A 21,522-nucleotide genomic window follows, 5' to 3' on the forward strand; every position below is an offset into this window, starting at 1 on the left:
ATCCACGAACTCGTCCCGGACCATGCCCCCTGGGGTGAGCTTCCGGCACCCAAGGGGGAGCACATCTACCCCTAGGTGGGCGACACCTCGCAGCCGCAGGCAGTGCGAGTGATTCAGCCTGCGCGCTCGTGCGCCTCCCGCCGCACGAGCCGCACGAGATCGCCTGCGGGACCGTCGAGTTGGCGGGGCGGCCGCCACACGGCCCGGAGGGTCCGGCCGAGCTCGAGGCCGTCGACGTGGATCACCCGCAACTCGCCGGTCCGCACCTGGTCCTTGACCGCGAGCGTGCTGAGGACAGCGGGCCCGACCCCGCCGAGCACGCTCGTCCGGATGGCGGCGGCACTGCCCAGTTCGAGGATCGGCTGCGCGCGCTCGTACTCCTGCAGGGCCAGGTCGAGGGTGGTCCTCGTGCCCGAACCGGGCTCGCGGACCAGGAGCGAGGTGGCGGCGAGCTCGGCGATGGTCAGCGGCCGCCGTCGGCGGGTCCACGGGTGATCGGGCGGAACGACCACGACCAGCTGGTCACGAGCGACAGTGATGCTGTGCAGCGAGGGCGGGACCGAGGGGGATTCGACGAAACCGACATCGCAGGAGCCGTCTACGACGCAGTCGAACACCTGAGCCGAGTTGCGGACCTGAAGATGGACTGTCACATCGGGATTCAATCCCCGGAACCGGCCCAGCCATCCCGGCATCAGGTGCTCGGCCACGGTCATGCTGGCGCCGATGGTCAGCTCCGCCGAGCGCTCGGCGCGCATTCCCTCCGCGACATCGAGCAGCTGGTTCGCGTCGGCGAGGACCTGGCGTGCCCAGTGCGCGATGACGGTCCCCTGGGGCGTCAGCGTCGAACCGGTCGGTTTGCGCTGCAGTAGTGGCATTCCGAATTGCCGCTCGAGTTGCTTCATGGATCGGCTGGCGTTCGGCTGCGCGATGCCCGCGATCCGGCTGGCGGCGCTGAGGCTCCCGTGGTCGTCGACGCCGACGAGCAGTTCGAGGACGCCCATCTCGGGCCAACGGCGGGTCATACACGCATGGTATGCCTAACGGGATCTCCATATCACTGTGATATGAGGTGTTGGTAAATCACCGGCTACCGTACTTAGCTCGGGTAACGGACAGTCGATGCATGAGCAGAGAACTGAGCGGGTCGAACCTCGTTCGCGATCGGGCCGTCGCGGATACGCCGCCCGAGCGGCCGGGCACCGAGCTGACCGATGTCCTTCCCGGCATCGCGCTCAGCGTGGTCGGCACGCTGGTCGCGATGGGGGTGGGGCGGCTCGTGCCCACCGTGAGCCCGATGCTGATCGCCATCGTGGCGGGGGCGCTCGTGGCGAACCTGTTCACGATCGCGCCGCGGTTCCGCCCCGGTCTGGCCTTCTCGTCCAAGCGCCTGCTCCGGGTGGGCATCGCGCTGCTCGGGCTGCAGCTGATGTTCAGCGACATCCTCGGGCTCGGGTGGGGCGTCATCGCGGTTGTCGTGGCGATCGTGTGCCTCGGCATGGCCGGGACGATGTACGCGGGCAAGCTGCTCGGGCTGTCGTGGACCCAGCGGGTCCTGATCGCCTGTGGATTCTCCATCTGCGGCGCGGCGGCGGTCGCGGCCGCGGACGGGGTCATCGACGCCCGCGAGGAGGAGCTGCTCACCGCGGTCGCCCTCGTGGTCATCTTCGGCACCCTGATGATCCCGGCGATCCCGCTCCTGTCGAGCGCCATGGGTCTCAGCGAGGAGGCCGCAGGCATGTGGGCCGGCGGTGCCATCCACGAGGTCGCCCAGGTGGTCGCGGCTGGAGGAGCGATCGGCGGGGCCGCGTTGGCCGTAGCCACCGTCGTCAAGCTCGCCCGGGTGCTCATGCTCGCCCCGGTGATGGCCTACCTGAGCGTGCGCAGTCGGCGCAGGCCCGCCGGTGGTGCCGGTGCCGCCCAGCGCCCGCCGCTCGTACCGCTGTTCGTGCTGGCCTTCATCGCGTGTGTGGGGCTGCGGTCCACCGGTCTGCTGCCCGGATCCGTCCTGGCCGTTGCCGGACTGGCGCAGACGGCGCTGCTCACCGCCGCGATGTTCGCCCTCGGCGCCGGGGTGCGCCTTGCGGTCATCCGGGACGTCGGCCCCCGCCCCTTCGTGCTGGCGGGCCTGTCGACCGTCTGGGTCGCGTCGATCGCGCTGGTGGGTGTCCTGCTGGTGAGCTGACACCCGGACCACCCCTGGTCGTAGCCCCGATCGAGCGCCATACTCGGTGCATGCCCGGGTGCGTTCGCTGCGGTGGCGGCTGCCCGGGGAGATCCGGGCGCCGCAGGCGAGCGCAGAAGGAGTCGGGGCGATGTCTAGGCAACTCGAGGGTCACCGGGTGGCGATCCTGGCGACAGACGGGGTCGAGCAGGACGAGCTGATCGAGCCGCGGCGCGCGGTCGAGGAGGCGGGCGCCGCGGTCACGCTGATCTCCCTCGAGCCGGGGGAGATCCAGGCGTTCCGCGGCGACGTGCAGCCGGCCGACCGGTTCCCTGTCGATCTGGTGGTCTCGCGCGCGAGCGTCGACGACTTCGACGGGCTGATCCTGCCCGGCGGCACCATGAACCCGGACCGGCTCCGGGTCGACGACCACGCGGTCGCCTTCGTGCGGCACTTCGTGCACGTCGGCAAGCCGGTCGGCGCGATCGGACACGGTCCGTGGATGTTGCTCGAGGCGGACGTGGTCGGCGGTCGGACCCTGACCAGCTGGCCGAGCCTGCGCACCGACATCATCAATGCGGGCGGCAGCCACGTGAACGAGAAGGTCGTGGTGGATCGGAACCTGGTCACCAGCCGCGGGCCGGCGGACCTGCACTGGTTCTGCGCGGCGATCGTCGGCAAGTTCACCCAGATGCCGCAGCCGGTCGAGCCCTTCTGACTCCTTGTCGAGGCGCGAGAACCGGGCGTAGCGTCGACACAAAGGTCGATCCTCGAGTAGAGGAGGAGTGAGCATGTTCCAGAATCTGTTCGCCGACATGAGGCTGAATATGTTCTCCGAGCAGCTACGACAGTTCCCGGGGCGGGTGCGTCGGTTCCCCGAGAAGTTGAGTCTGTTCTCCGAGTGGATTGGTTATGCCCTTGGACTCGTTGCCGTCCTCACGTTTGCTCTGAGCGTGGTCGCGGCGGCGTCGGGCTTCACCGGCTGGGCGATTGTGGCGGCCCTGGTCTGCGTGGGTTGCGTGCTGATCGGTTCGAGCATCGTGAGCAGCGCCGTTGTCCACGATCGAAGAGTGCACCAGCACACCCCCCGCTTCCCGCTGCCAGGCGGCGACCGCTGGCCCGTGCGATGACGACAAACGGTGACGCCGCCGGCCGAGAGGAGCCAGCGATGAGTCTGAACATTTTCGCCGGGTGGGTCGGCTTCGGCTGCGTCCTGCTCACCGCGCTCACCCTGGGGATGTTCCTGGTGGCGGCGGGGTCCGGTCACCCCGGCTGGGCCATCGTCGCAGGGTCGGCACTGGTCGTCGTGATCACGACGGCCGTGGCCGTGGTGGGCGGCACCATCCACCACGACCACAAGCTGGGCCGGGACACGCCGCACTTCCCCTGAGTCAGACGGATTCGGTGCTCAGGACTCGGCGAGCCGGGCCTTCTCCACATCGATGTCGAAATCGGCGGGTGGCCAGTCCAGATCGAGCTTCTCGAGTGCGTCGATGAGCAGTTCGGTGACGGCCAGCCTGCTGTACCACTTGCGGTCGCAGGGCACCACGTGCCACGGCGCGTGCTCGGTGGAGGTCCGGTCGAGCATGGCCTGGTACGCCTTCTGATATTCCGGCCAGAAGCCGCGCTCGGTGATGTCGCCCGGGTTGAACTTCCAGTACTTGTCGGGCCGCTCCAGCCGTTCGGCCAGGCGGGACTTCTGCTCGTCCAGCGACACGAACATCGCCACCTTGACGATCGTCGTACCGGACTCGACCAGCTCCCGCTCGAACGTGTTGATCTCCTCGTAGCGCGGCTCCCACACCTCCGGCGGCACCAGGTTGTGCACCCGCACCACCAGCACGTCCTCGTAGTGGGACCGGTCGAAGACGCCGAGCTGTCCGTTGCGGGGCAGGGCCTTGCGGATGCGCCACAGGTAGTCGTGGCGCTTCTCCTCGGCGGTCGGGACCCCGAAGGAGGCGTGGTCGACGCCCTGCGGGTCCACGTGGCCGATCACGTGCCGGAGCATCCCGCCCTTGCCCGCGGTGTCCATGCCCTGCAGCACCAGCAGCACCGAGCGGGTGTCGCCGGAGCGTCCGTTGGCGTACAGCAACTCCTGGAGGGCAGACAGGCGGGCGCCGCGTTCCTCGAGCAGTCGCTCGCCCAGCGCCTTGTCGCCGGCGAAGCCGGGGGTGCCCTTCGTGACGATGTCGGCGACCCGAGTGTCCGGCGTCGCCCGCAGCGCCTCGACCGGGGGGATCTCCCAGTTGTCGACCGGTTTCTTCGGAAGCTTGGCCATGTCGTGACTGTAGTCAGGGTGCGGCGGGTTCGGGCCGCTCCGCCTGCGGCGTTTCGGCCCAGCAGCGCAATGGTGAGCGCCGTCACGCGGGGTTAACCTGACGATAGGTACCGGAGAGTCGAGGTCGGACATGGCATCGCAGACGCAGCAGCATCGGTCCCGGGTGCTCATCATCGGCGCGGGTTTCTCCGGGATGGGCATGGCGATCCAGCTGCTGAAGGCCGGCCGCCCGGACTTCGTCATTCTCGAGAAGGCCGATGAGGTCGGCGGCACCTGGCGGGAGAACACCTACCCCGGCTGTGCCTGCGATGTGCCCTCGCACATGTACTCGTTCTCCTTCGAGCCGAACCCCGGCTGGTCCGAGCTGTGGTCCGGGCAGGCGGAGATCTTCGACTACCTGCGAGGGCTCGCCGACAAGTACGGGCTGCGTGCCAAGACCCATTTCGGTCGCACCGTCGACGGCGGGTACTGGGACGAGGCCGAGAACCGCTGGCACGTCCGCACCGAGGAGGGCGACGAGTACGTCGCGCAGTACCTCGTCGCCGGTGTCGGTGCGCTGCACGTCCCGAACGTCCCGGACCTGCCCGGCATGGGGGACTTCGGCGGTGTCGCGTTCCACTCCGCCCGGTGGGACCACGACTACGACCTCACCGGCAAGCGGGTCGCGGTGATCGGCACCGGCGCCAGCGCCGTCCAGTTCGTGCCCGAGATCGTCGACGCGGTGGCCGAGCTGCAGCTCTATCAGCGCACCCCGGCGTGGGTGGTGCCCCGCAAGAACCTCTCGATCGGCACGCGCCTGCGCCGGGTCTTCGACCTGGTGCCGCCGGTCAGGAGGGCATTCCGCAACGGCATCTACTGGGCGTCGGAATCGTTGGCGATCGGTCTCAACGGCCACTCGAATCTGATGCGGCCGCTGGAGAAGATCGCGAAGAAGAACATCGCGCGCAGCATCGCCGACCCGGTGCTGCGGCGGAAGCTCACGCCCGAGTACCGGATCGGGTGCAAGCGCATCCTGGGGTCGAGCGACTACTACCCGGCGCTGGCCAAGCCCAACGTGGAGATCATCACCGAGGGCATCGAGAGGGTCACCGAGTCGGGCATCGTGGCCGGGGACGGCGCCGTTCGCGAGGCGGACGCCATCATCTTCGCGACCGGCTTCCACGTGACCGACGGGTTCGACAGCGTGAACCTCGCGGGCGTCGGCGGGCGGGAACTGGTGCCGTACTGGAACGAGCACGGCATCCAGACGCACCTCGGGATCACCGTGGCTGGCTACCCGAACGCCTTCTTCCTGCTCGGCCCCAACACCGGCCTCGGGCACAACTCGGTGGTGTTCATGATCGAGCAGCAGATTCGATACGTGCTGGCGGCGATGGCACTCGTCGACGGCAGCGCCGCGGAGGCGGTCGCGGTGCGGCCCGAGGTCCAGGATCGATTCAACGAGGACATCCAGGCCAAGCTGTCCAGGGGCGTGTGGACCAACGGCGGGTGCAACAGCTGGTACCTCGATGCCAAGGGCGTCAATCGCACCATCTGGCCCGGGTTCACCTGGCAGTACTGGTTGCGCACCCGCAGGCTCGCCCCCTCCGATTTCGAGCTGGTCGGGACCGCCGCGGCGACCGCCGTGGAGGTCGCCGAGACCACCGGCTGAGGCCCGGCGGTTGGTAATATCCTGATCATGGATCGGTCACCGACCGATCCATGAAATGCGCCCGCCGATGCGGGCGCATTGTCGTGAGTTCCCGAGTCCGCGATGCCGAAGGAGCCAGGCTTGCCGTCGACGCCCAGCGATGCGGTGCCGCTCGTCGCAGTGCTCGAGGAGGGGCCCGCCCGACGCGGACGGCCACCGCAGCCGGGGCTGTCCGCGACCAGACGCGAGCAGATCGTGTCCTCGGCGATCGAGGAATTCGCCGAGCGTGGCTACGAGGCGACGACCGCCGCGCAGGTGGCCAAGCGCGCGGGCGTGGGCCTCGGCACCGTGTACCGGTACTTCGACAGCAAGCGCGAGATCCTCGATCAGGTGATGGAGCGCTGCCTGCGGGAACTGATCGACGTCGTCGATGCGCCCGCGCTGCTCGAGCCGCCGGAGACGCTGGAATCGCTGATCGCCCGGATTCGGGACCTCGCGGACGCGCTGTTCGGACTGGTCGAGGACTCCCCGAATGTCCTCAAGCTCCTGATGGTCGAGGCCAGCGCGATCGAGGACGAGCTCGGCAGGCGGGTGATGCGCGGCGAGCAGGTGTTGGCCGGGCTGGTCGCGGAGGTGCTCGAGCACGGGATATTGGGCGGCTGGCTGCGCAAGGATCTGGACCCGAACGCGGTCGGACATTCGATCATCGCCCTGACCTGGCCCGGTCTCCTGCGCGGACTGCGCGTGGGCCAATGTGCCGCCGACCGGGCGCGGTACACCGACACGATCGTCGCGCTGGTGTCGTTCGGCCTGTGCCGGCCGGGCACGGACGGGCAGGCGAGGTGACCCACGGGGTGGGTGCCGACGACCGGGTCACGGGCGGGCGCAGCGCGGAGCGGCGTCGCGAGCTGGTTCACGCGGCCGCGCAGGTGTTCGTGGCGGACGGCTACGCGAACTGCGGTGTCGCCGACATCGTGGCCGCGCTCGGCGTCGGCCACGGCACCTTCTACAACTACTTCACCAGCAAGCGAGACGTGCTGGATGCGGTCGTGGACCACGGTTTCGAACTGATCAGGGAGCGGATCGTCGACGACGCGCTCGGACGGTCGGCTGACCTCGACGAGTTCTTCGACCGATACCGGCGCATCGTCGATCGCCTGCACGAGCTGGTGCGGCAGGAGCCGGAACTGATCCGCTTCGTGGTGTTCGAGGCGCCGTCGATCGATCCGGTCCTGATCGACCGGCTGCTCGGGGTGTTCGGAGAGTTCGGTGACGTCGCGGCGGAGTTCCTCGCGTCCGGGGTGCGGAGCGGAGATCTGCCCGGCGCCGTTGACCTCGGGGTCGCAGGCGAGGCGATGGGCTCGATCCTGCTCGCCTCGGCGGTGTTCCCTCTGCACGGGCCCGCGACGGCGGAGGATCTCGCGGCGCCGCTCGTCGATTTCCTGCGCTCGGGCATCGGCGGGCCCGTTGTGGCCCGGCCATGACGCTGTTGGTCTTGCCGGTGGTTGGGTTGTGAAAAAGGGGCTGTCCCCGGCCGATGTGGCCGGGGACAGCCCCTTCACGGTGCGTCGGTTGTCAGGAGCCGAAGAGCGAGCCGAGGCTGCCGGCGTCGCTGCCTGTGCCGGTTCCGGGTCCGCCGGTGCCGTTGCCCGGTCCCACGATCACCGATTCCTGGTCGGAGGACGCGTTGACGGTGCCTGCACCCGAGTACTCGGCGGTGATGGTGCGCTGGCCTGCGGTGGCCGGGGTCCACGCGGCGGTGGCGGTCCCGTCGGCGCCGACCGTGCCGGTGCCGATGACCGTGCCGCCGTCCTTGAAGGTGACGGTGCCGCCGGCGTTGGCGGGGTTGACCTTCGCCGTCAGGGTGGTGGCCGTGCCGACGGCGGCCGCGCCGACCGGGTTGAGCGTGGTGGTCGAGTCGGTGTTGTTGGCGGGTGCCTCGGCCACGTTCACCGATGCGGTGGTGTTCGACCCGACGACGCCGTCACGGCCGGAGAAGGTGGCGGTGAGGGAGTGCGCGCCTGCCGCGGCGGGCACCCACTGGTAGGTGACCTTGCCGTCGGCGCCGACCGGCAGGGTGGCGAGGGAGGCTGCGCCGTCGCGGATTTCGACGGTGCCGCCTGCCGCTGCCGGGTTGACCGTGGCGGTGATGGTGGAGGCGCGGCCGACCTGCGCGCCGGTGATCGGCGCGATCGCGACGGTGGAGGTGGCGTTCTGCTCGGCGACCTGCACCGTGATCGGCGCGGACTGGGACGCGTTGGCGAACGCGGTGCCGGCGAAGCTGGCGGTCAGGGTGTGGCCGCCCCGGACTGTCGGGGTCCAGGCGAGGGTCGCGGTGCCCGCGCCGTCGAGGGTGGCGGTGCCGATCGGGGCGGTGCCGTCCTTGAATTCGATGGTGTCGCCCGCCGCGCCGCCGGTGACGTTGGCGGTGAGGTTGCTCGGCACGCCGACGCGGGCACCGGTGACGGGGCTGAGGGTGGTGGTGGTGGCGGTCTTGGCCATGTTGATCGACGGGCCCTTGTTGCCGTAGCCGCCGCTGCCGAGCGATCCGCCGTAGTCCATGCCGGTCGTCAGAGCGACGCCGCGGGGGCAGTTCGGGCCGACCTTGTAGTCGACGCTGTACTCCGGCGATGCATGGAAGCCCGGACGATTCTGGACCACCCAGGACGTGACGCCCCAGGAGGAGCGGACGTAGCCGGTGCCGTTGCCCTCGTCGGCGTTGACGTCGTCCGTGTTGGTCGGGGAGCCGCCCATCTTCGCGGAGCCGGGGACGTAGGTCAGGCAGGACGGGTGCCGGTCCTTGACGTTGTAGATGAACTCGTCGACCCAGCTGGTCCGGTCGAACTTCGTCGTCACGGTGATGGTGTCGCCAACCGCGGGGGAGGTGTTGCTGACGGTCCGGGTGAACCGGGAGCTGCCGTCGTCCCAGGTGATCGACGCCGGGGCCGCGCCTGCGACGCCCGCGCCGAGGAAGGCCAGTGCACCGATGGCCAGTGTTGTTGCCGCGCCTGCGGCGACGCCGCGGGTGATCTCTCGTGATGTCATGGTGGTCCTTCGGTAGCTAGTGCGCGACCGTCGACATCGAGGCCGCAGCGTGGGGGGTGTGGTGGCGGTGTGCTCGGCGCCGCGGCGGTCGCGGCGCCGAGCACACGTGGTCTAGCTGCCGTTGTTGATGACGCGGGTGATGGTGTCGCCCAGGACATCGCTGATCGAGCCGGTGGAGCTCAGCTGGCCTTCGGCGGAGCCTGCGCCTGCGCCGTCAGCGCTGCCGAGGACGGCCTCGCCCGGGTTCTTGGCGCGCACGTTGAAGCACGAGGTGAGGCCGGGCTTGCCGGTCCCGACGCCGACGGTGCCGCCGACGCCGATGCCGCCGCTGGTGACCTTCGTGCCTGCCGCGGTGTTGTCCGGCACCTTGTAGGTGATCTCGGCGGTGACCGGGTTGCCGGAGTTGACGAACCATCCGGTGCTGTTCATGCTCCAGCCGCCGTCGCCACTGGTTTGCGGGGTGACGTCCTCGGTGACCTGCCCCTGGGCGAAGTGGTATGCCGTGACCTTCGCGGAGACCGGGGCGCCGAAGCCGGCCGGCGGGTAGTCGGTGATGGAGTTGACGTACGGGTTACCGATGCTGGTGGTGCCGACGACGATCTTGTAGGTGACGTTGGTGCCTGCGGCGACCTCGGCCGCCGAGACGGTCTTGTCGTAGGTGTGGGTGATCCACACGGTGCTCCAGTCGTTCTTGGTGTCGTGGCTGGACTGGACGCAGGCCGGGTCGGCGGCGCTCGCGACGCCCGCTCCGGCGCCTGCCATGAGCAGACCGGCGGGGAGGGCGGTGGCGGCCGCGAGGGCGGCGATGCGGCGGACGGTGTTCGAAGACATGTTCTCCCTAGTTCTCGCTGTTGCGGTCACGACAGGGTGGTGGCCGCGTACTCTGCCCGACGCAGGGCCTGTCCCGGCGTCGCTTTTTCCGGAGCGCCCACCCCGGGAGTGCCGGGGCAGGACCTGATGGCGACCGCCTGCGTGGCGGTCAAAGGGGCCGGTGCACCTCGGGAGCGCACCGGCCCCGAGCCGTCAGCTCAGCGACTGCATGAAGGTCGCGATCGAGATGGTGCTTCCGATTGCGCCGAGCACCGTGAAGAGGGTTCCCATTGATTTCTCCTTGAACTTGATTTCCTGAAATGCTGCGGCCGCAACCAGGTTGCAGTTGCGGCCGCGACAATTTCTACCACGTCGACCACCTTTGTGGGGGCGGAACGTTAGACGAAATCAGTCGCGGTTTCAATCGGTGTTGCAGGGGGCCTGTCTGGCCCCACGAATGCTGACCGGAATCGATACTCTCTCGATGTGGGATGGCGCCGCCAAGATGCCATTTGCCCAGCATCGATACAGCTCAGAGGCCTAGATTTCCTCTATCGTGGCCCGGGGAATCCGCGCTGTGTTGATCGCCGACAACGTCAATGCTCTCCATCGGATAAAGGGTTCGGGCATTGTTCTCTGGCTGGGGTTTGGAATTCATGAAGTGTTCTCCGGGCCCCGGTGATGGATTGGCTTTTCTGCCGTTCCACGTTGCTGGATTCCGGCCCGTGATTCTATCGGAGCGGGAAACCTGCGCGTTACTCTCGCCGGTTCCGTACGACGTTATTCAGTGTTGGGTCACCCGATATGCGCCCGCGGTGTTCCCGGTCAGGCGCCACCCTCCGTCGATCTGGGTGAGGTCGAGATCGGTGACGCCGGTGGTGTCGAGGTCGGGGCGTTCGGTGCCGGGGTACCAGGCCTCGAGGCGTCCGGTGCCGGTGCCTGCGAACCCGGTCGCGGTCACCTCCGCGAGGTTGCCGGGGGCGGCCCGCGGGTAGGCGCGCGAGAGGGGGCGGGCGAATCCCTCGACCAGGCCGAGTTGCGTGCCCGAGGGGCAGTCGATCTTGTTCAGGTTGCCTTGAGGCTTGTGGGTGTTGCCGTCGCGGACTGCGTGCGGGTCACCGCAGGCCTGGGTCCAGGACCACCAGGCCCCGCCGATCCGGTGCTTGTTCATCGCGTCGACGAATCGGTCGACCTGGTCGGCGTCGGCGGCAGGTTCGCCGAACCAGCCCCACTCGCCGGTCCACAGAGGTGCTCTGTATCGCGCGGCACTGTCGAGCGCGAGCCGGAAGCCGTCCTCGATCGAGGGGATCTCGCTGCTCACGTTGATCGAGCCGCTGTACAGGTGGGGCGCGAACACCACGAGAGGATCGTTCACATAGTGCGGCGGCGGCAGCGCGTCGACGCCGATTGCGGACCAGATCGCGCTCGGCTCGAAGAACACCAGGTGCGCGAACCCACCCTGCTCGGCCTGGCGGATCGCCGCGATCGCGCGCTGGTAGTACCGGCCGATCTGGTCGGCTGCGGTGATGGGGTCGCGCAGGCCGGGGTTGGGCTCGTTGAGCAGGTCGTAGCCGACGACCGCGGGTTCAGCCTTGAATTCGGCGGCCAGTCGTGCCCAGGTGTTGACGAGGTGGCCCTGGATGCCCTGGGTGTCGTCGTAGAAGTTCTGGAACGAGCGCGCGACGGCGGGGGAGGTCTCGCGGATCCCGCCGAGGGTGCAGGTGCTCCATCCGTCGGTGAGGGTGGCCCAGGCCGGGGCGCCGTCCCACCCGACGCCGGGCTTGAGCGGCGCAGGGCAGGCCACGCCAGGCGGTGTGCCGACGGCCTTGCCCCAGGCGTCCTGGTGCATGTCGAGCACCGTGTAGATGCCGTGGTCCTTGGCATCTTTGACGGCCTCGCGAATCCGGGCCACGTAGGCCATGTCGAACGCGCCGGGGGTGGGTTCGAGGGCCGACCACGCGAGGTCGAGTCGTACGACGTTGAAGCCGAGCGTCGCCATGCGGGCGAAGTCGGCGCGGTCGAGGGGTGCGGTTGCCGGGATCGCGGGATCGTTCTGGGCGTAGTCGTTGAGCTGATTGACGTTTGCCCCGCGCAGCAGGACGGTCCGCCCGGTCACGTCGGAGATGGAGCCGTCGGTCACGGTCAACCGGGGCAGGGTCCAGTCGCTCGCGGGGGTGGCGGCGGCCTGAGCGGGTACCTGCAGCGCCGCGGCGGCGGCAACGATCACCGGGGCAGTCACGATGCGCAGTAGGACTCGGCCCCGTGACCAGCTCATTCTCCACCCTTCATCGTGCGACGTTTGGACGTCCCAGGAACCCTAGGGTCGGGGAACGTCGAACGGAAACACCCGTTCGCTACGGATTCACAAGCTGCGCTTGTCAGTACGGGATGAACGTCGGCATCGTGCGGTCCACGAAATCGGGTTCGCTCAGCTTTGCGACGAGGTCGGGGCGGGCGTCACGCACCCGTCGAGCGGTGTCGATGAACGAGCACACCAGCGCCGAATGGTTGTCTCGGTGGCGTGCCACCGCCACCTCGTTGCGGGCGGCGTCGACGATCGGTACCAGCGCCACCCCGGGAAAGGGGACCCAGCGGGCCGCGGCGGCCGTCACCACGATTCCGACCCCGGCCGCCACCTTCTGATACTCCTCCAGCAATGTGGTCGAGCGGGAGATGAGCTGAGCGGGAATGCCATTTCGATGCGCATCGAGTTCCCAGAATGCGTTCCACACCGGATCGGTGCAGGCCGCCCCGAGCATGGGCTCGGCGAGGAGCTCGCTCGCATGGACCGCGGTGCGATCGGCGAGCGGATGGTCGGCGCGGAGCCCCACCATGAGCGGTTCGTCGAACAGGGGGACGAAGTCGATGCCGTCCGTGGAGATCGGGCGCCGCACGAACGCGACGTCCACCGACCGGTCCGCGAGGCCGGCCGACGGGTCGTCGTAGTTGAACTGACGCATCTCGACCGTGACGCCGGGATGGCGGGTGCGGAAGGCCGAGAGGATCGGCTCGGTCAGAATCAGCGCCGCACCCTCGAGGAAGCCCAACACCAGGCGGGCACGCTCACTGCGCTGCATCGAGCGGGCCCGCTCGGCCGCGGCGTCCATGGCCGCCAGCACCGCACTCGCATCCTCGAGGAACGCGGCGCCTGCCGCGGTCAAGGTCACGCTGCGGGTGGTCCGCGTCAGCAGGATCACGTCCAGGTCCTGCTCCAGCTGCTTGATCTGCGCACTCAGCGCCTGCTGCGCGATGTGCAGGCGCTGGGATGCGCGGGTGAAATTCAGCTCCTCGGCGACGGCGACGAAGTACCTCAGCTGGCGGGTCTGCAGCTCCATGGCGCAAGAGTGTAGGTCGGCCGGACCACGGAACAGGCGGGAACGGTCAGAGCAGGCCTTCGGTGTCCTCCATTGCGGCGAACGGCCTGCCCGACCGGCCCTCGATCATGTGGCTGCCCCAGAGGTCGATCGAGGACACCGTCGCGATGCCCGAGCCCTCGGGGGTCTCGATCTCCAGCTCCGCTCCTGGCCCGACCGTCGCGCCGTCGGGCATCGACTCCGCGAGCCGGCGGACCCGGCCCTGCCAGAGGTAGCGACCACTGATCGGCTCGAAATGGCCGACCAGCTGGACGTCCAGCGCGAGGGTGGGGTGCGCGCCGACGGTGACCAGCGCCCTGCCGGAGTACCCGTCCGGTTCGTCGTGGTCCTCGCCGGTCTCGGCGCCGAAGTCGCTCACCCCGCCAGGATACCTGTTACCTCGGGTAACACAAGGCCGTTCAGAGGCCCTCGGCGGCGTCCCCGCGGAGCAGCGGGTGCGGATTGGCGTTGAAGCGCGCGGGAGAGCCTGCGACCTCCGCGATCCCGGTGATCCCGCCCCAGGTCATCATCGTCAGGTAGTCGATCAGGTTCTCCGCGGTCATCGACTTGTTGGAGATCCACCAGTGGGTGGCGAGCTGCACGGCGCCGACGATCCCGTAGGCCCACGGCAGCGACCCGCCGGAATCCATCTCCATCAGGCGCAACCGTTCGCCGAGTACGGCGGAGAGCAGTTCGGCGATCATCCGCTCCGATTCGGCGACGACATCGCGGTTGCCGCCCGCGCTGTTCGCCATCACGTAGAGGTAGACCTCCGGGTCTTCGGCGACGGTCTCGACGTACGCGGTGATCGCCATCCGCGCCAGCTCGTACTCGTCCATGTCGCTGCCGATGGCGGCGTACATCCGCGGCGCGAGCACCGTCTCGACATAGCGCATCATGGTGGCGCTGGTCAGGTCGTTCTTGTCGTTGAAGTACCGGTACAGGACGGTCTTGGAGACGCCGATCTCGGATGCGATCTCGTCCATGCCGATGTCGCGCCCGCGCACCCGGATAGCCGCGATCGTGCCGTCGACCAGTTCCTCGCGGCGCGCGATCTTGTGTTCGCGCCACCGCCGCTTGCGGCCGTCCGGCTTCTCGGGCTTGGCCGCCTCCTCGGATTTCTCGGGCTTGGTCGCGGCCTCGATCTGATCGGGGTCCTGTGCTGTTGGCACTGAGTTCTTGGGCACTGGGTTCGCCACATCCGTTCGGTTGATCTCCTGCACAGTTTAGGCGGGGGTTCGAGTAGGAGCCGACGATTGACCCGGCGTGGCCCGGAGATTCGGCAGAATGGGCCTGGTGCAGTTGCTCACCGTCGATGACGCCGCCAAGAAGCGTGACCTCCGCCGGATGAAGGCCCTCGCCACGGGGTTCCTCGTCCTGGCCACAGTGGTGTACCTGGTGGCCCGCTGGCAGGAGACCAAGGGCGCGCCGGAGTGGGTCGGCTATGTCCGGGCCGCGTCCGAGGCGGGCATGGTCGGCGCGCTGGCGGACTGGTTCGCCGTGACGGCGCTGTTCCGGCATCCGCTCGGGCTGCCGATCCCGCACACCGCGATCATCAAGAAGAAGAAGGACCAGCTCGGCTCGAACCTGAGCAGCTTCGTCGGGCAGAACTTCCTCGCACCCGACGTCGTGTCGCAGAAGGTGCAGGCCGCGCAGGTCCCGCTGCGGGTCGGTACCTGGCTGGCCGAGCCGCCGCACGCGACGCGGGTGGCCGCGGAGACGGCGACGATCCTGCGCGGGTTCGTCTCGGTGCTCCGCGACGAGGACGTCCAGCAGATCATCGACAGCACGATCGTCCGCAGGCTCGCCGAGCCGGCATGGGGGCCGCCGATCGGCAAGGTGCTCGCGGAGTTGATCAAGGAGAACCGACAGCTGCCGCTGCTCGACCTGCTCGCGGAGCGGGCCCATCAATGGGCGCTCGGTAGCCAGGACACGATCGACCGGATCATCGACCGGGACAGTCCGGCCTGGTCGCCGAAGTTCGTCGACGCGCTGCTCGGCGAGAAGATCTACAAGGAGCTGGTGGAGTTCACCTGGAAGGTGCGCTCGAACCCGGAGCACGAGGTCCGGCTGGCCGCCAACCGCTTCCTCGTCGACTTCGCGAACGACCTGCAGAATGACCCGGCGACCATGGCCAAGGCCGAGAAGGTCAAGGCGGAGATCATGGGCCGCAAGGAGGTCACCGGGGCCGCTGAGGCGGCGTGGAAGGTGGCCAAGCGGATGATCCTCGAGTCCGTCGACGACCCGAACAGCACGCTGCGGGCCAAGATCCGCGACACCGTGATCCGGCTGGGGGAGCGGGTGCGCGACGATGCCGAACTGCGTGCCAAGGTCGACGGCTGGCTCGACAGCGGGGCGCGCTACATCGCCGCGAACTACACGGAGGAGATCACCGGCGTCATCACCGACACGGTGGCGCGCTGGGACGCGGAGGAGGCCAGCCGCAAGATCGAGCTGCAGGTCGGGCGGGATCTGCAGTTCATCCGGATCAACGGCACCGTGGTCGGTGCGCTCGCCGGACTGACCATCCACACCGTCTCGCAACTGTTGTTCACCTGATCGAAGTGCACTGCTAACAAGAGTGCTTGCAATAGTTAGCACGCTCCCGTACCGTGGGATTCACCCACCAGGTAGGGAGTGTGATGTCCGACGAAACGCCCACTGGCGACAGTGCCGGTGACGTGGCCGCGCGGGTGGTCAGCTCAGCGGCACAGGACATCGGCAGCTTCATCAAGTCGCAGCGGGAGGCGGCGCAGGTGTCGTTGCGGCAGCTCTCGCAACTCACCAACGTCAGCAACCCCTACCTGAGTCAGATCGAGCGTGGGTTGCGCAAGCCCTCGGCAGAGGTGCTCGGGCAGATCGCGAAGGGACTCCGCGTGTCCGCGGAGGTGCTCTACATGCGGGCTGGATTTCTCGAAGATCGCCCAGCCAGTCCGGTGCGGGACGCCCTGCTCTCCGATACCTCCGTCACGGAGCGACAGAAGCAGGTCCTCCTTGAAATCTACGAATCGTTTCGGCGCGAGAACAATCCGCGCCTCGACCCCCAGCCCGAAAAGGAGAACCAGGAATGACTGAACTCAAAGGTCTCGACAGCGTGAAGACCCCGTTGTACGCCGCAGTCGGTGCGGGCGACGTGGTCGTCCAGGCCGTTGCCGACGTCGTCGCCCAGGTGCGTTCGCGCGCCACCGCCAACGGTGACGAGGCCCTCACGGTCGACGCCGCCCGCGAGCGCTTCGAGAAGCTGACGGACGACCTCACCGAGGGCGTCGAGAGCCTCCGTGAGCGGCTCGCCGGCCTGCCGTCCGAGCTGCCCGAGGAGCTCGCCGAGCTGCGCGAGAAGTTCACCGCCGAGGAGCTGCGCAAGGTCGCCGAGGCGTACCTGAAGGTCGCGTCCGACATCTACACCTCGCTCGCCGAGCGGGGCGAGGAGACCGTCGAGCGCCTGCGCAAGCAGCCCGGCGTCGAAGAGGGCATCGAGCGCGCCGAGTCGGTGCTCGGCGATGCCGCCACCCTCACCGAGGAGGCCCTCGGCACCGTCGCCCGTCAGACCCGGGCCGTCGGCGAGCAGGCCGCCAAGCTGGCCGGCCGCGCCGCGGAGCGCATCAGCGACGTCGCCGACGAGGTCAGCGACGCCGTGACGGAGGCGGGCGAGAGCGTCGCCAGCCGCTTCGTCGGCGCGGGCGAGAAGGCCGAGTCCACCACCAAGACGGCCGCGGCCAAGGTCGACACGGCCGCCACCAAGGCGCCCGTGAAGAAGGCTCCGGCCAAGAAGGCTCCGGCCAAGCCGGCTGCCCCGAAGCCCGCAGCGACCGCGGCCAAGGCTCCGGCCAAGAAGGCTCCGGCCAAGAAGGCCACCAGCTGACGGTTCGCACAGCTCAATCGAGTTCGGCCCCCGCGCATCACGGTGTGCGGGGGCCGAACTCGTAGGATGGATGTATGCCGACCGTCAACGGCCTCACCGGCCTGATCATGCTCGCGCTCCAGCTCGCCGCCATCGCGGCGGGCGTTTTCGCGGTCTTCCACGCGATCCGGCAGCGCACCGACGCCTTCACCGCGGTCGACAAGCTGAGCAAGCCGATCTGGCTGGGCATCCTGCTGGTCGCGCTGCTGGTGCTGCTGCTTCCCTTCGGAATGCTCTTCTGGATGATCGCGGTCGTGGCGATCTGCGTGTACCTGGTCGACGTGCGGCCGCGGGTGGACGAGGTCCAGCGCGGACCGCGCTGGTAGTCGGTCGCCCTCGCGTTGGGGGCGCCGACCGTGAACCCCAAATTGTCTGCGAATATCAGTTACATATAACCCTTGACAACGGTCATTCCCGCCACGCATTCTTGAGGTAAGTCGATACCGGCGCGCGTCACCGGATCCGATGCCGAGGAGTGGCGATGTCGATCATTCACGTACGCAAGGCCGTGAACAGGTCCGGATCCCGCCTGGCCAGGGCGGGGGAGCGGCAGGACACGGCGAGCCGCCTACTGGCCTCGGCGGCCAGGAAGTCCTACGACCCGCTCGTCGAGGTCGACTGGGAGGCGCCCATTCCGGCGGGCCTCTACGGCATGACACCGGAATGGTCCAGCCTCTACGGCACCGACCTCTGGGAGTCGATGACCGAGGACCAGCGGATCACGCTCACCAAGCACGAGGCCGCGAGCGTCGCCGGCACCGGGATCTGGTTCGAGATGATCCTCATGCAGATGCTGCTGCGCGATATCTACAGCCACGACCCGTCCGAGCCGCACGTGCAGTTCGCGCTCACCGAGATCGCCGACGAGTGCAGGCACTCGACGATGTTCGCCAGGTCGGCGCAGCGTTTCGGCGTCCCTTCCTACCGGCCCAAGCGGTGGATCCGAGAGTCGGCGCGCGCCTTCAAGGCGACGGCGTCGGGTTCGCTCGCCTACGGAGGCACGCTGTTCGCCGAGGAGATCCTCGACATGATGCAGCGCGACTTCATGAAGGACGAGCGGGTGCAGCCGATCACCAGGACGGTGAGCAAGATCCACGTCCTCGAGGAGGCGCGGCACATCAAGTTCGCCCGCGAGGAGACCGTCCGGCGGGCCGACGGCATCTCCTGGTTCACCAGGGCGCGGATCCGGTTGGTGCTCGGAGTGACCGCCTACTTCATCGTCACCAGCCTGGTCAACGACAGGGTGTACGAGGCCGCGGGGCTGGACCCCGAGCGAGCCCGCGCGGCAGCGAAGGCGAACAAGCACTACCACGACATGCTCCGCGAGGGCAGCGCGAAGACCGTCGAATTCCTGAGCGAGGTCGGGTTGATCGGCGGGCCGTCGAAGCTCCTGCTGCGCCGGGCGCACATCATCTAGCGCCACCGAGACCCCGGCGCGACGCATGGCACCGTGTGACGTCCGGGCAGGGCGGCTTCCCAATCGACAACGAACAGCACATCACGGAGGTGGACAGGTGACGGCACAGTCACGGGGTTCGAAGCGACGGATCCTCGTCGGAGCGGCGGCCGGAGCGGCGATCATCGGTGTTGGCGCGGTCGTGCGCTCCCGGCGGACCAGGTCGAGCGCCACCTTTGTGGCCGAGCCGAATCCCGCGCTGAGCGATCCCGTACACCGGCCCGAGACGATCTCCGTCACCTCGGCCGACGGGCACCCGATCCACGTTGTCGCCTACGGCGATCCCGAGGCGCAGCCCATCGTGCTCAGCCACGGCTGGACCTGCTCGACCGCCTACTGGTACCCGCAGATCAACGCGCTCGCCGACGACTTCCGCGTCATCACCTACGACCAGCGGGGGCACGGGCGTACCGAGCTCGGCCGCAACCCGCTCAGCACCGACCTGCTGGCCGACGACCTGGCCGCGGTGCTCGAGGCCACCGTGACCGGCGACAAGAAGGCCGTCGTGGTCGGCCACAGCATGGGTGGCATGAGCATCATGTCGTGGGCCGGAAAGTACCCGGAGCACGTCCGGGCGAAGGCCCGCGCGGTGATGCTCGCGAGCACCGCCACCGACAGCCTGGTCGCCGAGTCCACGCTGATCCCGCTCTCGCAGCGGCTGCCGACGATCCCGCCGCCGGTGGGCCGGGTGCTCCTCGGCTGGCGCAGCTCGGTGCGGGTCGATATGCCCGCCACCCGCCGGGTCATCCAGTACGCGGCGATGGCGCCCGGGTCCACGCGCGAGGAGGTCGCGTTCTGCACCCGGATCGTGCTCGACTGTCACGGCCGCACACGCGGCGGCTGGGGCGCCGCGCTGAGCATGCTCGACATCCGCGCCGCGCTGGAGAACCTGCAGGTACCGACCACCGTGCTGGTCGGGACCGCCGATCGGCTCACCCCGCAGTCGCATTCGCGCCGGATCTCGGACGTCCTGGACGAGGCCGGGCACCTGCAGCGCCTGATCCGGCTGCCCGCGATCGGCCACATGAGCACCGTCGAGGCCCCCGGCCCGGTCAACGACGAGATCCGCCGCCTCGCCCGACTGTGAGTCCTTCTGGCCCGCAGCGGGACCACAAGGACTCACGGGCGCGGAGCGCCTAGCTGAAGACGACGGTCTTGCGGCCGTGCACGAGCACCCGGTCCTCCAGGTGCCAGCGCAGGCCACGGGCGAGCACCAGCTTCTCGATGTCGCGGCCCTGGCGCACCATGTCGCGGACCTCGTCGGCGTGGTCGACCCGGATCACGTCCTGCTCGATGATCGGGCCGGCGTCCAGCTCGGCTGTCACATAGTGGCAGGTCGCGCCGATCAGCTTCACGCCCCGCGCGAACGCCTGGTGGTAGGGCCTGGCGCCGACGAAGGACGGCAGGAAGCTGTGGTGGATGTTGAGCGCGCGCCCCGCCCAGTGCTCGCACAGCTCGGCGGGCAGCACCTGCATGAAGCGGGCAAGCACCACCGCGTGCGGGTCGTGGGCGTCGACCAGTTCGCGGACCCGGTTGAACGCCGGGCCCCGCTCGGCCGGGTCCTTCGGGAACGGCACGTAATGGAACGTCAGCCCGTGCGCCTCCACGACGGACGCCAGGTCCATGTGGTTGCCGATGACCGCGCAGATGTCCGCGGGCAGCTCGCCGCCCGCGGCGCGGCCGAGCAGGTCGTGCAGGCAGTGTGCCTCCTTGCTCACCAGCAGCACGACGCGCTTGCGCTCGGACGAATCCTGCAGCGTCCACTCGGTCTCGGGGCCGAGCTCGGCGGCGACCGCGGCGAACGCCGTGCGGAGCTCGCCGATGCTCATGTCGATCGAGGAGGCGCTCACGGCCTGTCGGGTGAAGAACCAGCCACTGTCGGCGTCCGCGTGGTACGCGGCCTCGACGATGGATCCGCCGACCTCGGCGAGGAACGTGGAGATCCGGGCAACGATGCCGGTGCGGTCCGGGGTGCCGAGCGAGAGCACGAAACGGCGGTCGTCGTCGGTGGTAGGCGAGCTCATGGACCCAGTGTCGCAGGTACCGGTCAGCGGTCGACGACTGCCGTGGCGACCAGCGTGCCCAGGTCGAGCGTCTCGATGTCGCGTTCGGTGAGCAGCTCCAGGAACTCGAGCCGGATCGCTTCGACGGTGCCGGGGGCGAGGCCGGCCAGGGTGCCGCGCAGCACGCTGCCCAGCACCAGTCCCCATGCCAGCTCGGGGGTGGCGGGCAGCCAGTTGGACAGTTCGTTGATCTCGACGGCGGAGGTGCCGAAACCGGTGAGCCAGGCGCTCAGCGCGCCGGCGGTGTTCAGCTTTTCGAGAGGGTCGTCGCGCTTGTCGCGGGCGCCGACGTCGAAGCCCGGCACGTGCCGCCCGACCGCGTCGAAGTAGGCCCCGGCGTAGTCCTCGAGGGCGCCGCGCCGCCAGGACGTGACGCCGACCTTGCCGCCGGGGCGGACCAGGTTCACCAGCCGGTTCACCGTCTCGTCCATGTGTGGGAGGAAGAACACCCCGTAGGAGCTGGCCAACGCGTCGTAACCGGCCTCGGGGACCGTGCTCGGCGGCTCCCATTCCGTGGCGTCGGCGTGCACGAAGTCGATGTTCTGCAGGGCGCGGTCGGACGCCAGCAGCCTGCCCTCCTCCAACAGGTCGTCCGCGAGGTCGACGGCGTGTACCAGGCCGTCCGGACCCACGGCGGCGGCCGCGGGCAGCGCCGAGGCGCCTGCGCCGCAACACACGTCGAGCACCGCGTCGCCCGGCCGCAGCCGCAACTGGAAGGTCAATGCCTGACCGGCCGGTCCCCAGATCTGCGGGGTCAGCCAGGTGAACTCGGCCGCGCCTGCGTTGAACACGGCGGCCAGCTCGTCGGAGCTCATACCGACA

Annotated in this window: 23 protein-coding genes; 13 read left to right on the forward strand and 10 right to left on the reverse strand. The window is 68.9% G+C overall.

The window, feature by feature from the left end; translation table 11 throughout:
- Positions 1 to 113: 113 nt before the first annotated feature.
- Entirely contained in the window at positions 114 to 1,025 is a 912-nt protein-coding gene (locus tag FCG67_RS07380; protein WP_136908555.1) for a LysR family transcriptional regulator, read from the reverse strand.
- A 101-nt stretch (positions 1,026 to 1,126) separates the two neighbouring features.
- Here FCG67_RS07380 and FCG67_RS07385 point away from each other — a divergent pair, with 101 nt between their 5' ends.
- The 4 genes from FCG67_RS07385 to FCG67_RS07400 all read left to right on the forward strand — a co-directional run bounded on the left by FCG67_RS07385 (position 1,127) and on the right by FCG67_RS07400 (position 3,554).
- The gene (locus FCG67_RS07385; protein ID WP_136908557.1) at positions 1,127 to 2,185 is read left to right on the forward strand and encodes a YeiH family protein; all 1,059 of its coding nucleotides are present in this window, start codon (positions 1,127 to 1,129) and stop codon (positions 2,183 to 2,185) included.
- 130 nt (positions 2,186 to 2,315) lie between these two features.
- The gene (locus FCG67_RS07390; protein ID WP_136908559.1) at positions 2,316 to 2,882 is read left to right on the forward strand and encodes a type 1 glutamine amidotransferase domain-containing protein; all 567 of its coding nucleotides are present in this window, start codon (positions 2,316 to 2,318) and stop codon (positions 2,880 to 2,882) included.
- 73 nt (positions 2,883 to 2,955) lie between these two features.
- A complete protein-coding gene (locus FCG67_RS07395) occupies positions 2,956 to 3,294 on the forward strand; it encodes a hypothetical protein (protein ID WP_246044917.1) in 339 nt (112 codons plus the stop codon).
- A 38-nt stretch (positions 3,295 to 3,332) separates the two neighbouring features.
- Positions 3,333 to 3,554, forward strand: coding sequence for a hypothetical protein (locus FCG67_RS07400; RefSeq protein WP_077043489.1), 222 nt, complete (start codon positions 3,333 to 3,335; stop codon positions 3,552 to 3,554).
- Between the two features lie 18 nt (positions 3,555 to 3,572).
- Here the strand turns inward: FCG67_RS07400 and FCG67_RS07405 are convergent, their stop codons facing one another.
- Complete coding sequence (locus FCG67_RS07405; RefSeq protein WP_136908563.1) at positions 3,573 to 4,442, reverse strand: polyphosphate kinase 2 family protein; 870 nt, start codon at positions 4,440 to 4,442, stop codon at positions 3,573 to 3,575.
- Positions 4,443 to 4,572: 130 nt separating this feature from the next.
- On the opposite strand from FCG67_RS07405, the gene FCG67_RS07410 reads away from it, so the two are divergent.
- The 3 genes from FCG67_RS07410 to FCG67_RS07420 all read left to right on the forward strand — a co-directional run bounded on the left by FCG67_RS07410 (position 4,573) and on the right by FCG67_RS07420 (position 7,556).
- Entirely contained in the window at positions 4,573 to 6,093 is a 1,521-nt protein-coding gene (locus tag FCG67_RS07410) for a flavin-containing monooxygenase (protein WP_136908565.1), read from the forward strand.
- Positions 6,094 to 6,213: 120 nt separating this feature from the next.
- Positions 6,214 to 6,918 (forward strand): TetR/AcrR family transcriptional regulator, encoded by a 705-nt coding sequence (locus FCG67_RS07415; RefSeq protein WP_169310466.1) that lies wholly within the window; start codon positions 6,214 to 6,216, stop codon positions 6,916 to 6,918.
- Positions 6,919 to 6,926: 8 nt separating this feature from the next.
- Positions 6,927 to 7,556 carry a TetR/AcrR family transcriptional regulator gene (locus tag FCG67_RS07420; protein WP_169310467.1) on the forward strand — a complete coding sequence of 210 codons (630 nt, stop codon included), beginning with the start codon at positions 6,927 to 6,929 and terminating at the stop codon, positions 7,554 to 7,556.
- Between the two features lie 91 nt (positions 7,557 to 7,647).
- Here the strand turns inward: FCG67_RS07420 and FCG67_RS25540 are convergent, their stop codons facing one another.
- The 6 genes from FCG67_RS25540 to FCG67_RS07450 form a co-directional block, all read right to left on the reverse strand.
- Positions 7,648 to 9,117: an Ig-like domain-containing protein gene (locus tag FCG67_RS25540; RefSeq protein WP_136908571.1), complete on the reverse strand. Its 1,470-nt coding sequence runs from the start codon at positions 9,115 to 9,117 to the stop codon at positions 7,648 to 7,650.
- 111 nt (positions 9,118 to 9,228) lie between these two features.
- The gene (locus FCG67_RS07430) at positions 9,229 to 9,948 is read right to left on the reverse strand and encodes a hypothetical protein (protein ID WP_136908573.1); all 720 of its coding nucleotides are present in this window, start codon (positions 9,946 to 9,948) and stop codon (positions 9,229 to 9,231) included.
- A 763-nt stretch (positions 9,949 to 10,711) separates the two neighbouring features.
- The gene (locus FCG67_RS07435) at positions 10,712 to 12,175 is read right to left on the reverse strand and encodes a glycoside hydrolase family 5 protein (RefSeq protein WP_425467809.1); all 1,464 of its coding nucleotides are present in this window, start codon (positions 12,173 to 12,175) and stop codon (positions 10,712 to 10,714) included.
- A gap of 130 nt (positions 12,176 to 12,305) precedes the next feature.
- The gene (locus FCG67_RS07440; protein WP_136908577.1) at positions 12,306 to 13,262 is read right to left on the reverse strand and encodes a LysR family transcriptional regulator; all 957 of its coding nucleotides are present in this window, start codon (positions 13,260 to 13,262) and stop codon (positions 12,306 to 12,308) included.
- Between the two features lie 46 nt (positions 13,263 to 13,308).
- Entirely contained in the window at positions 13,309 to 13,659 is a 351-nt protein-coding gene (locus tag FCG67_RS07445) for a DUF4873 domain-containing protein (protein ID WP_136908579.1), read from the reverse strand.
- A gap of 40 nt (positions 13,660 to 13,699) precedes the next feature.
- Complete coding sequence (locus FCG67_RS07450) at positions 13,700 to 14,425, reverse strand: TetR/AcrR family transcriptional regulator (RefSeq protein WP_246044952.1); 726 nt, start codon at positions 14,423 to 14,425, stop codon at positions 13,700 to 13,702.
- Between the two features lie 142 nt (positions 14,426 to 14,567).
- Here FCG67_RS07450 and FCG67_RS07455 point away from each other — a divergent pair, with 142 nt between their 5' ends.
- From FCG67_RS07455 to FCG67_RS07480, 6 genes are all read left to right on the forward strand, one after another.
- Positions 14,568 to 15,839 (forward strand): DUF445 domain-containing protein, encoded by a 1,272-nt coding sequence (locus FCG67_RS07455; protein WP_136908583.1) that lies wholly within the window; start codon positions 14,568 to 14,570, stop codon positions 15,837 to 15,839.
- Positions 15,840 to 15,922: 83 nt separating this feature from the next.
- Entirely contained in the window at positions 15,923 to 16,351 is a 429-nt protein-coding gene (locus FCG67_RS07460; RefSeq protein WP_136909045.1) for a helix-turn-helix domain-containing protein, read from the forward strand.
- Complete coding sequence (locus FCG67_RS07465) at positions 16,348 to 17,142, forward strand: heparin-binding hemagglutinin (protein ID WP_136908585.1); 795 nt, start codon at positions 16,348 to 16,350, stop codon at positions 17,140 to 17,142. The genes FCG67_RS07460 and FCG67_RS07465 overlap by 4 nt, the downstream gene beginning before the upstream one ends.
- A 74-nt stretch (positions 17,143 to 17,216) precedes the next feature.
- Positions 17,217 to 17,507 (forward strand): DUF2516 family protein, encoded by a 291-nt coding sequence (locus tag FCG67_RS07470; RefSeq protein ID WP_027501186.1) that lies wholly within the window; start codon positions 17,217 to 17,219, stop codon positions 17,505 to 17,507.
- A 155-nt stretch (positions 17,508 to 17,662) separates the two neighbouring features.
- Complete coding sequence (locus FCG67_RS07475; RefSeq protein ID WP_136908586.1) at positions 17,663 to 18,598, forward strand: AurF N-oxygenase family protein; 936 nt, start codon at positions 17,663 to 17,665, stop codon at positions 18,596 to 18,598.
- Between the two features lie 97 nt (positions 18,599 to 18,695).
- Positions 18,696 to 19,724, forward strand: a complete 1,029-nt coding sequence (locus FCG67_RS07480; RefSeq protein ID WP_246044918.1) for an alpha/beta fold hydrolase — start codon at positions 18,696 to 18,698, stop codon at positions 19,722 to 19,724.
- A gap of 49 nt (positions 19,725 to 19,773) precedes the next feature.
- Here the strand turns inward: FCG67_RS07480 and purU are convergent, their stop codons facing one another.
- Both purU and FCG67_RS07490 read right to left on the reverse strand, forming a co-directional pair.
- Positions 19,774 to 20,661, reverse strand: coding sequence for a formyltetrahydrofolate deformylase (gene purU, locus FCG67_RS07485; RefSeq protein WP_136908590.1), 888 nt, complete (start codon positions 20,659 to 20,661; stop codon positions 19,774 to 19,776).
- Between the two features lie 23 nt (positions 20,662 to 20,684).
- Complete coding sequence (locus FCG67_RS07490) at positions 20,685 to 21,515, reverse strand: class I SAM-dependent methyltransferase (RefSeq protein ID WP_136908592.1); 831 nt, start codon at positions 21,513 to 21,515, stop codon at positions 20,685 to 20,687.
- Between the last annotated feature and the right edge of the window lie 7 nt (positions 21,516 to 21,522).

It is taken from the genome of Rhodococcus oryzae (genome assembly GCF_005049235.1).
GTDB classification, from domain to species: domain Bacteria; phylum Actinomycetota; class Actinomycetes; order Mycobacteriales; family Mycobacteriaceae; genus Rhodococcus_G; species Rhodococcus_G oryzae.

Coding starts and splice junctions, on each gene's coding strand:
- FCG67_RS07455 (WP_136908583.1), top strand. CDS start 14,568: ATGGGCCTGGTGCAGTTGCTCACCGTCGATGACGCCGCCAAGAAGCGT.
- FCG67_RS07385 (WP_136908557.1), top strand. CDS start 1,127: ATGAGCAGAGAACTGAGCGGGTCGAACCTCGTTCGCGATCGGGCCGTC.
- FCG67_RS07395 (WP_246044917.1), top strand. CDS start 2,956: ATGTTCCAGAATCTGTTCGCCGACATGAGGCTGAATATGTTCTCCGAG.
- FCG67_RS07490 (WP_136908592.1), bottom strand. CDS start 21,515: ATGAGCTCCGACGAGCTGGCCGCCGTGTTCAACGCAGGCGCGGCCGAG.
- FCG67_RS25540 (WP_136908571.1), bottom strand. CDS start 9,117: ATGACATCACGAGAGATCACCCGCGGCGTCGCCGCAGGCGCGGCAACA.
- FCG67_RS07465 (WP_136908585.1), top strand. CDS start 16,348: ATGACTGAACTCAAAGGTCTCGACAGCGTGAAGACCCCGTTGTACGCC.
- FCG67_RS07440 (WP_136908577.1), bottom strand. CDS start 13,262: ATGGAGCTGCAGACCCGCCAGCTGAGGTACTTCGTCGCCGTCGCCGAG.
- FCG67_RS07390 (WP_136908559.1), top strand. CDS start 2,316: ATGTCTAGGCAACTCGAGGGTCACCGGGTGGCGATCCTGGCGACAGAC.
- FCG67_RS07380 (WP_136908555.1), bottom strand. CDS start 1,025: ATGACCCGCCGTTGGCCCGAGATGGGCGTCCTCGAACTGCTCGTCGGC.
- purU (WP_136908590.1), bottom strand. CDS start 20,661: ATGAGCTCGCCTACCACCGACGACGACCGCCGTTTCGTGCTCTCGCTC.
- FCG67_RS07410 (WP_136908565.1), top strand. CDS start 4,573: ATGGCATCGCAGACGCAGCAGCATCGGTCCCGGGTGCTCATCATCGGC.
- FCG67_RS07430 (WP_136908573.1), bottom strand. CDS start 9,948: ATGTCTTCGAACACCGTCCGCCGCATCGCCGCCCTCGCGGCCGCCACC.
- FCG67_RS07475 (WP_136908586.1), top strand. CDS start 17,663: ATGTCGATCATTCACGTACGCAAGGCCGTGAACAGGTCCGGATCCCGC.
- FCG67_RS07405 (WP_136908563.1), bottom strand. CDS start 4,442: ATGGCCAAGCTTCCGAAGAAACCGGTCGACAACTGGGAGATCCCCCCG.
- FCG67_RS07470 (WP_027501186.1), top strand. CDS start 17,217: ATGCCGACCGTCAACGGCCTCACCGGCCTGATCATGCTCGCGCTCCAG.
- FCG67_RS07460 (WP_136909045.1), top strand. CDS start 15,923: ATGTCCGACGAAACGCCCACTGGCGACAGTGCCGGTGACGTGGCCGCG.
- FCG67_RS07400 (WP_077043489.1), top strand. CDS start 3,333: ATGAGTCTGAACATTTTCGCCGGGTGGGTCGGCTTCGGCTGCGTCCTG.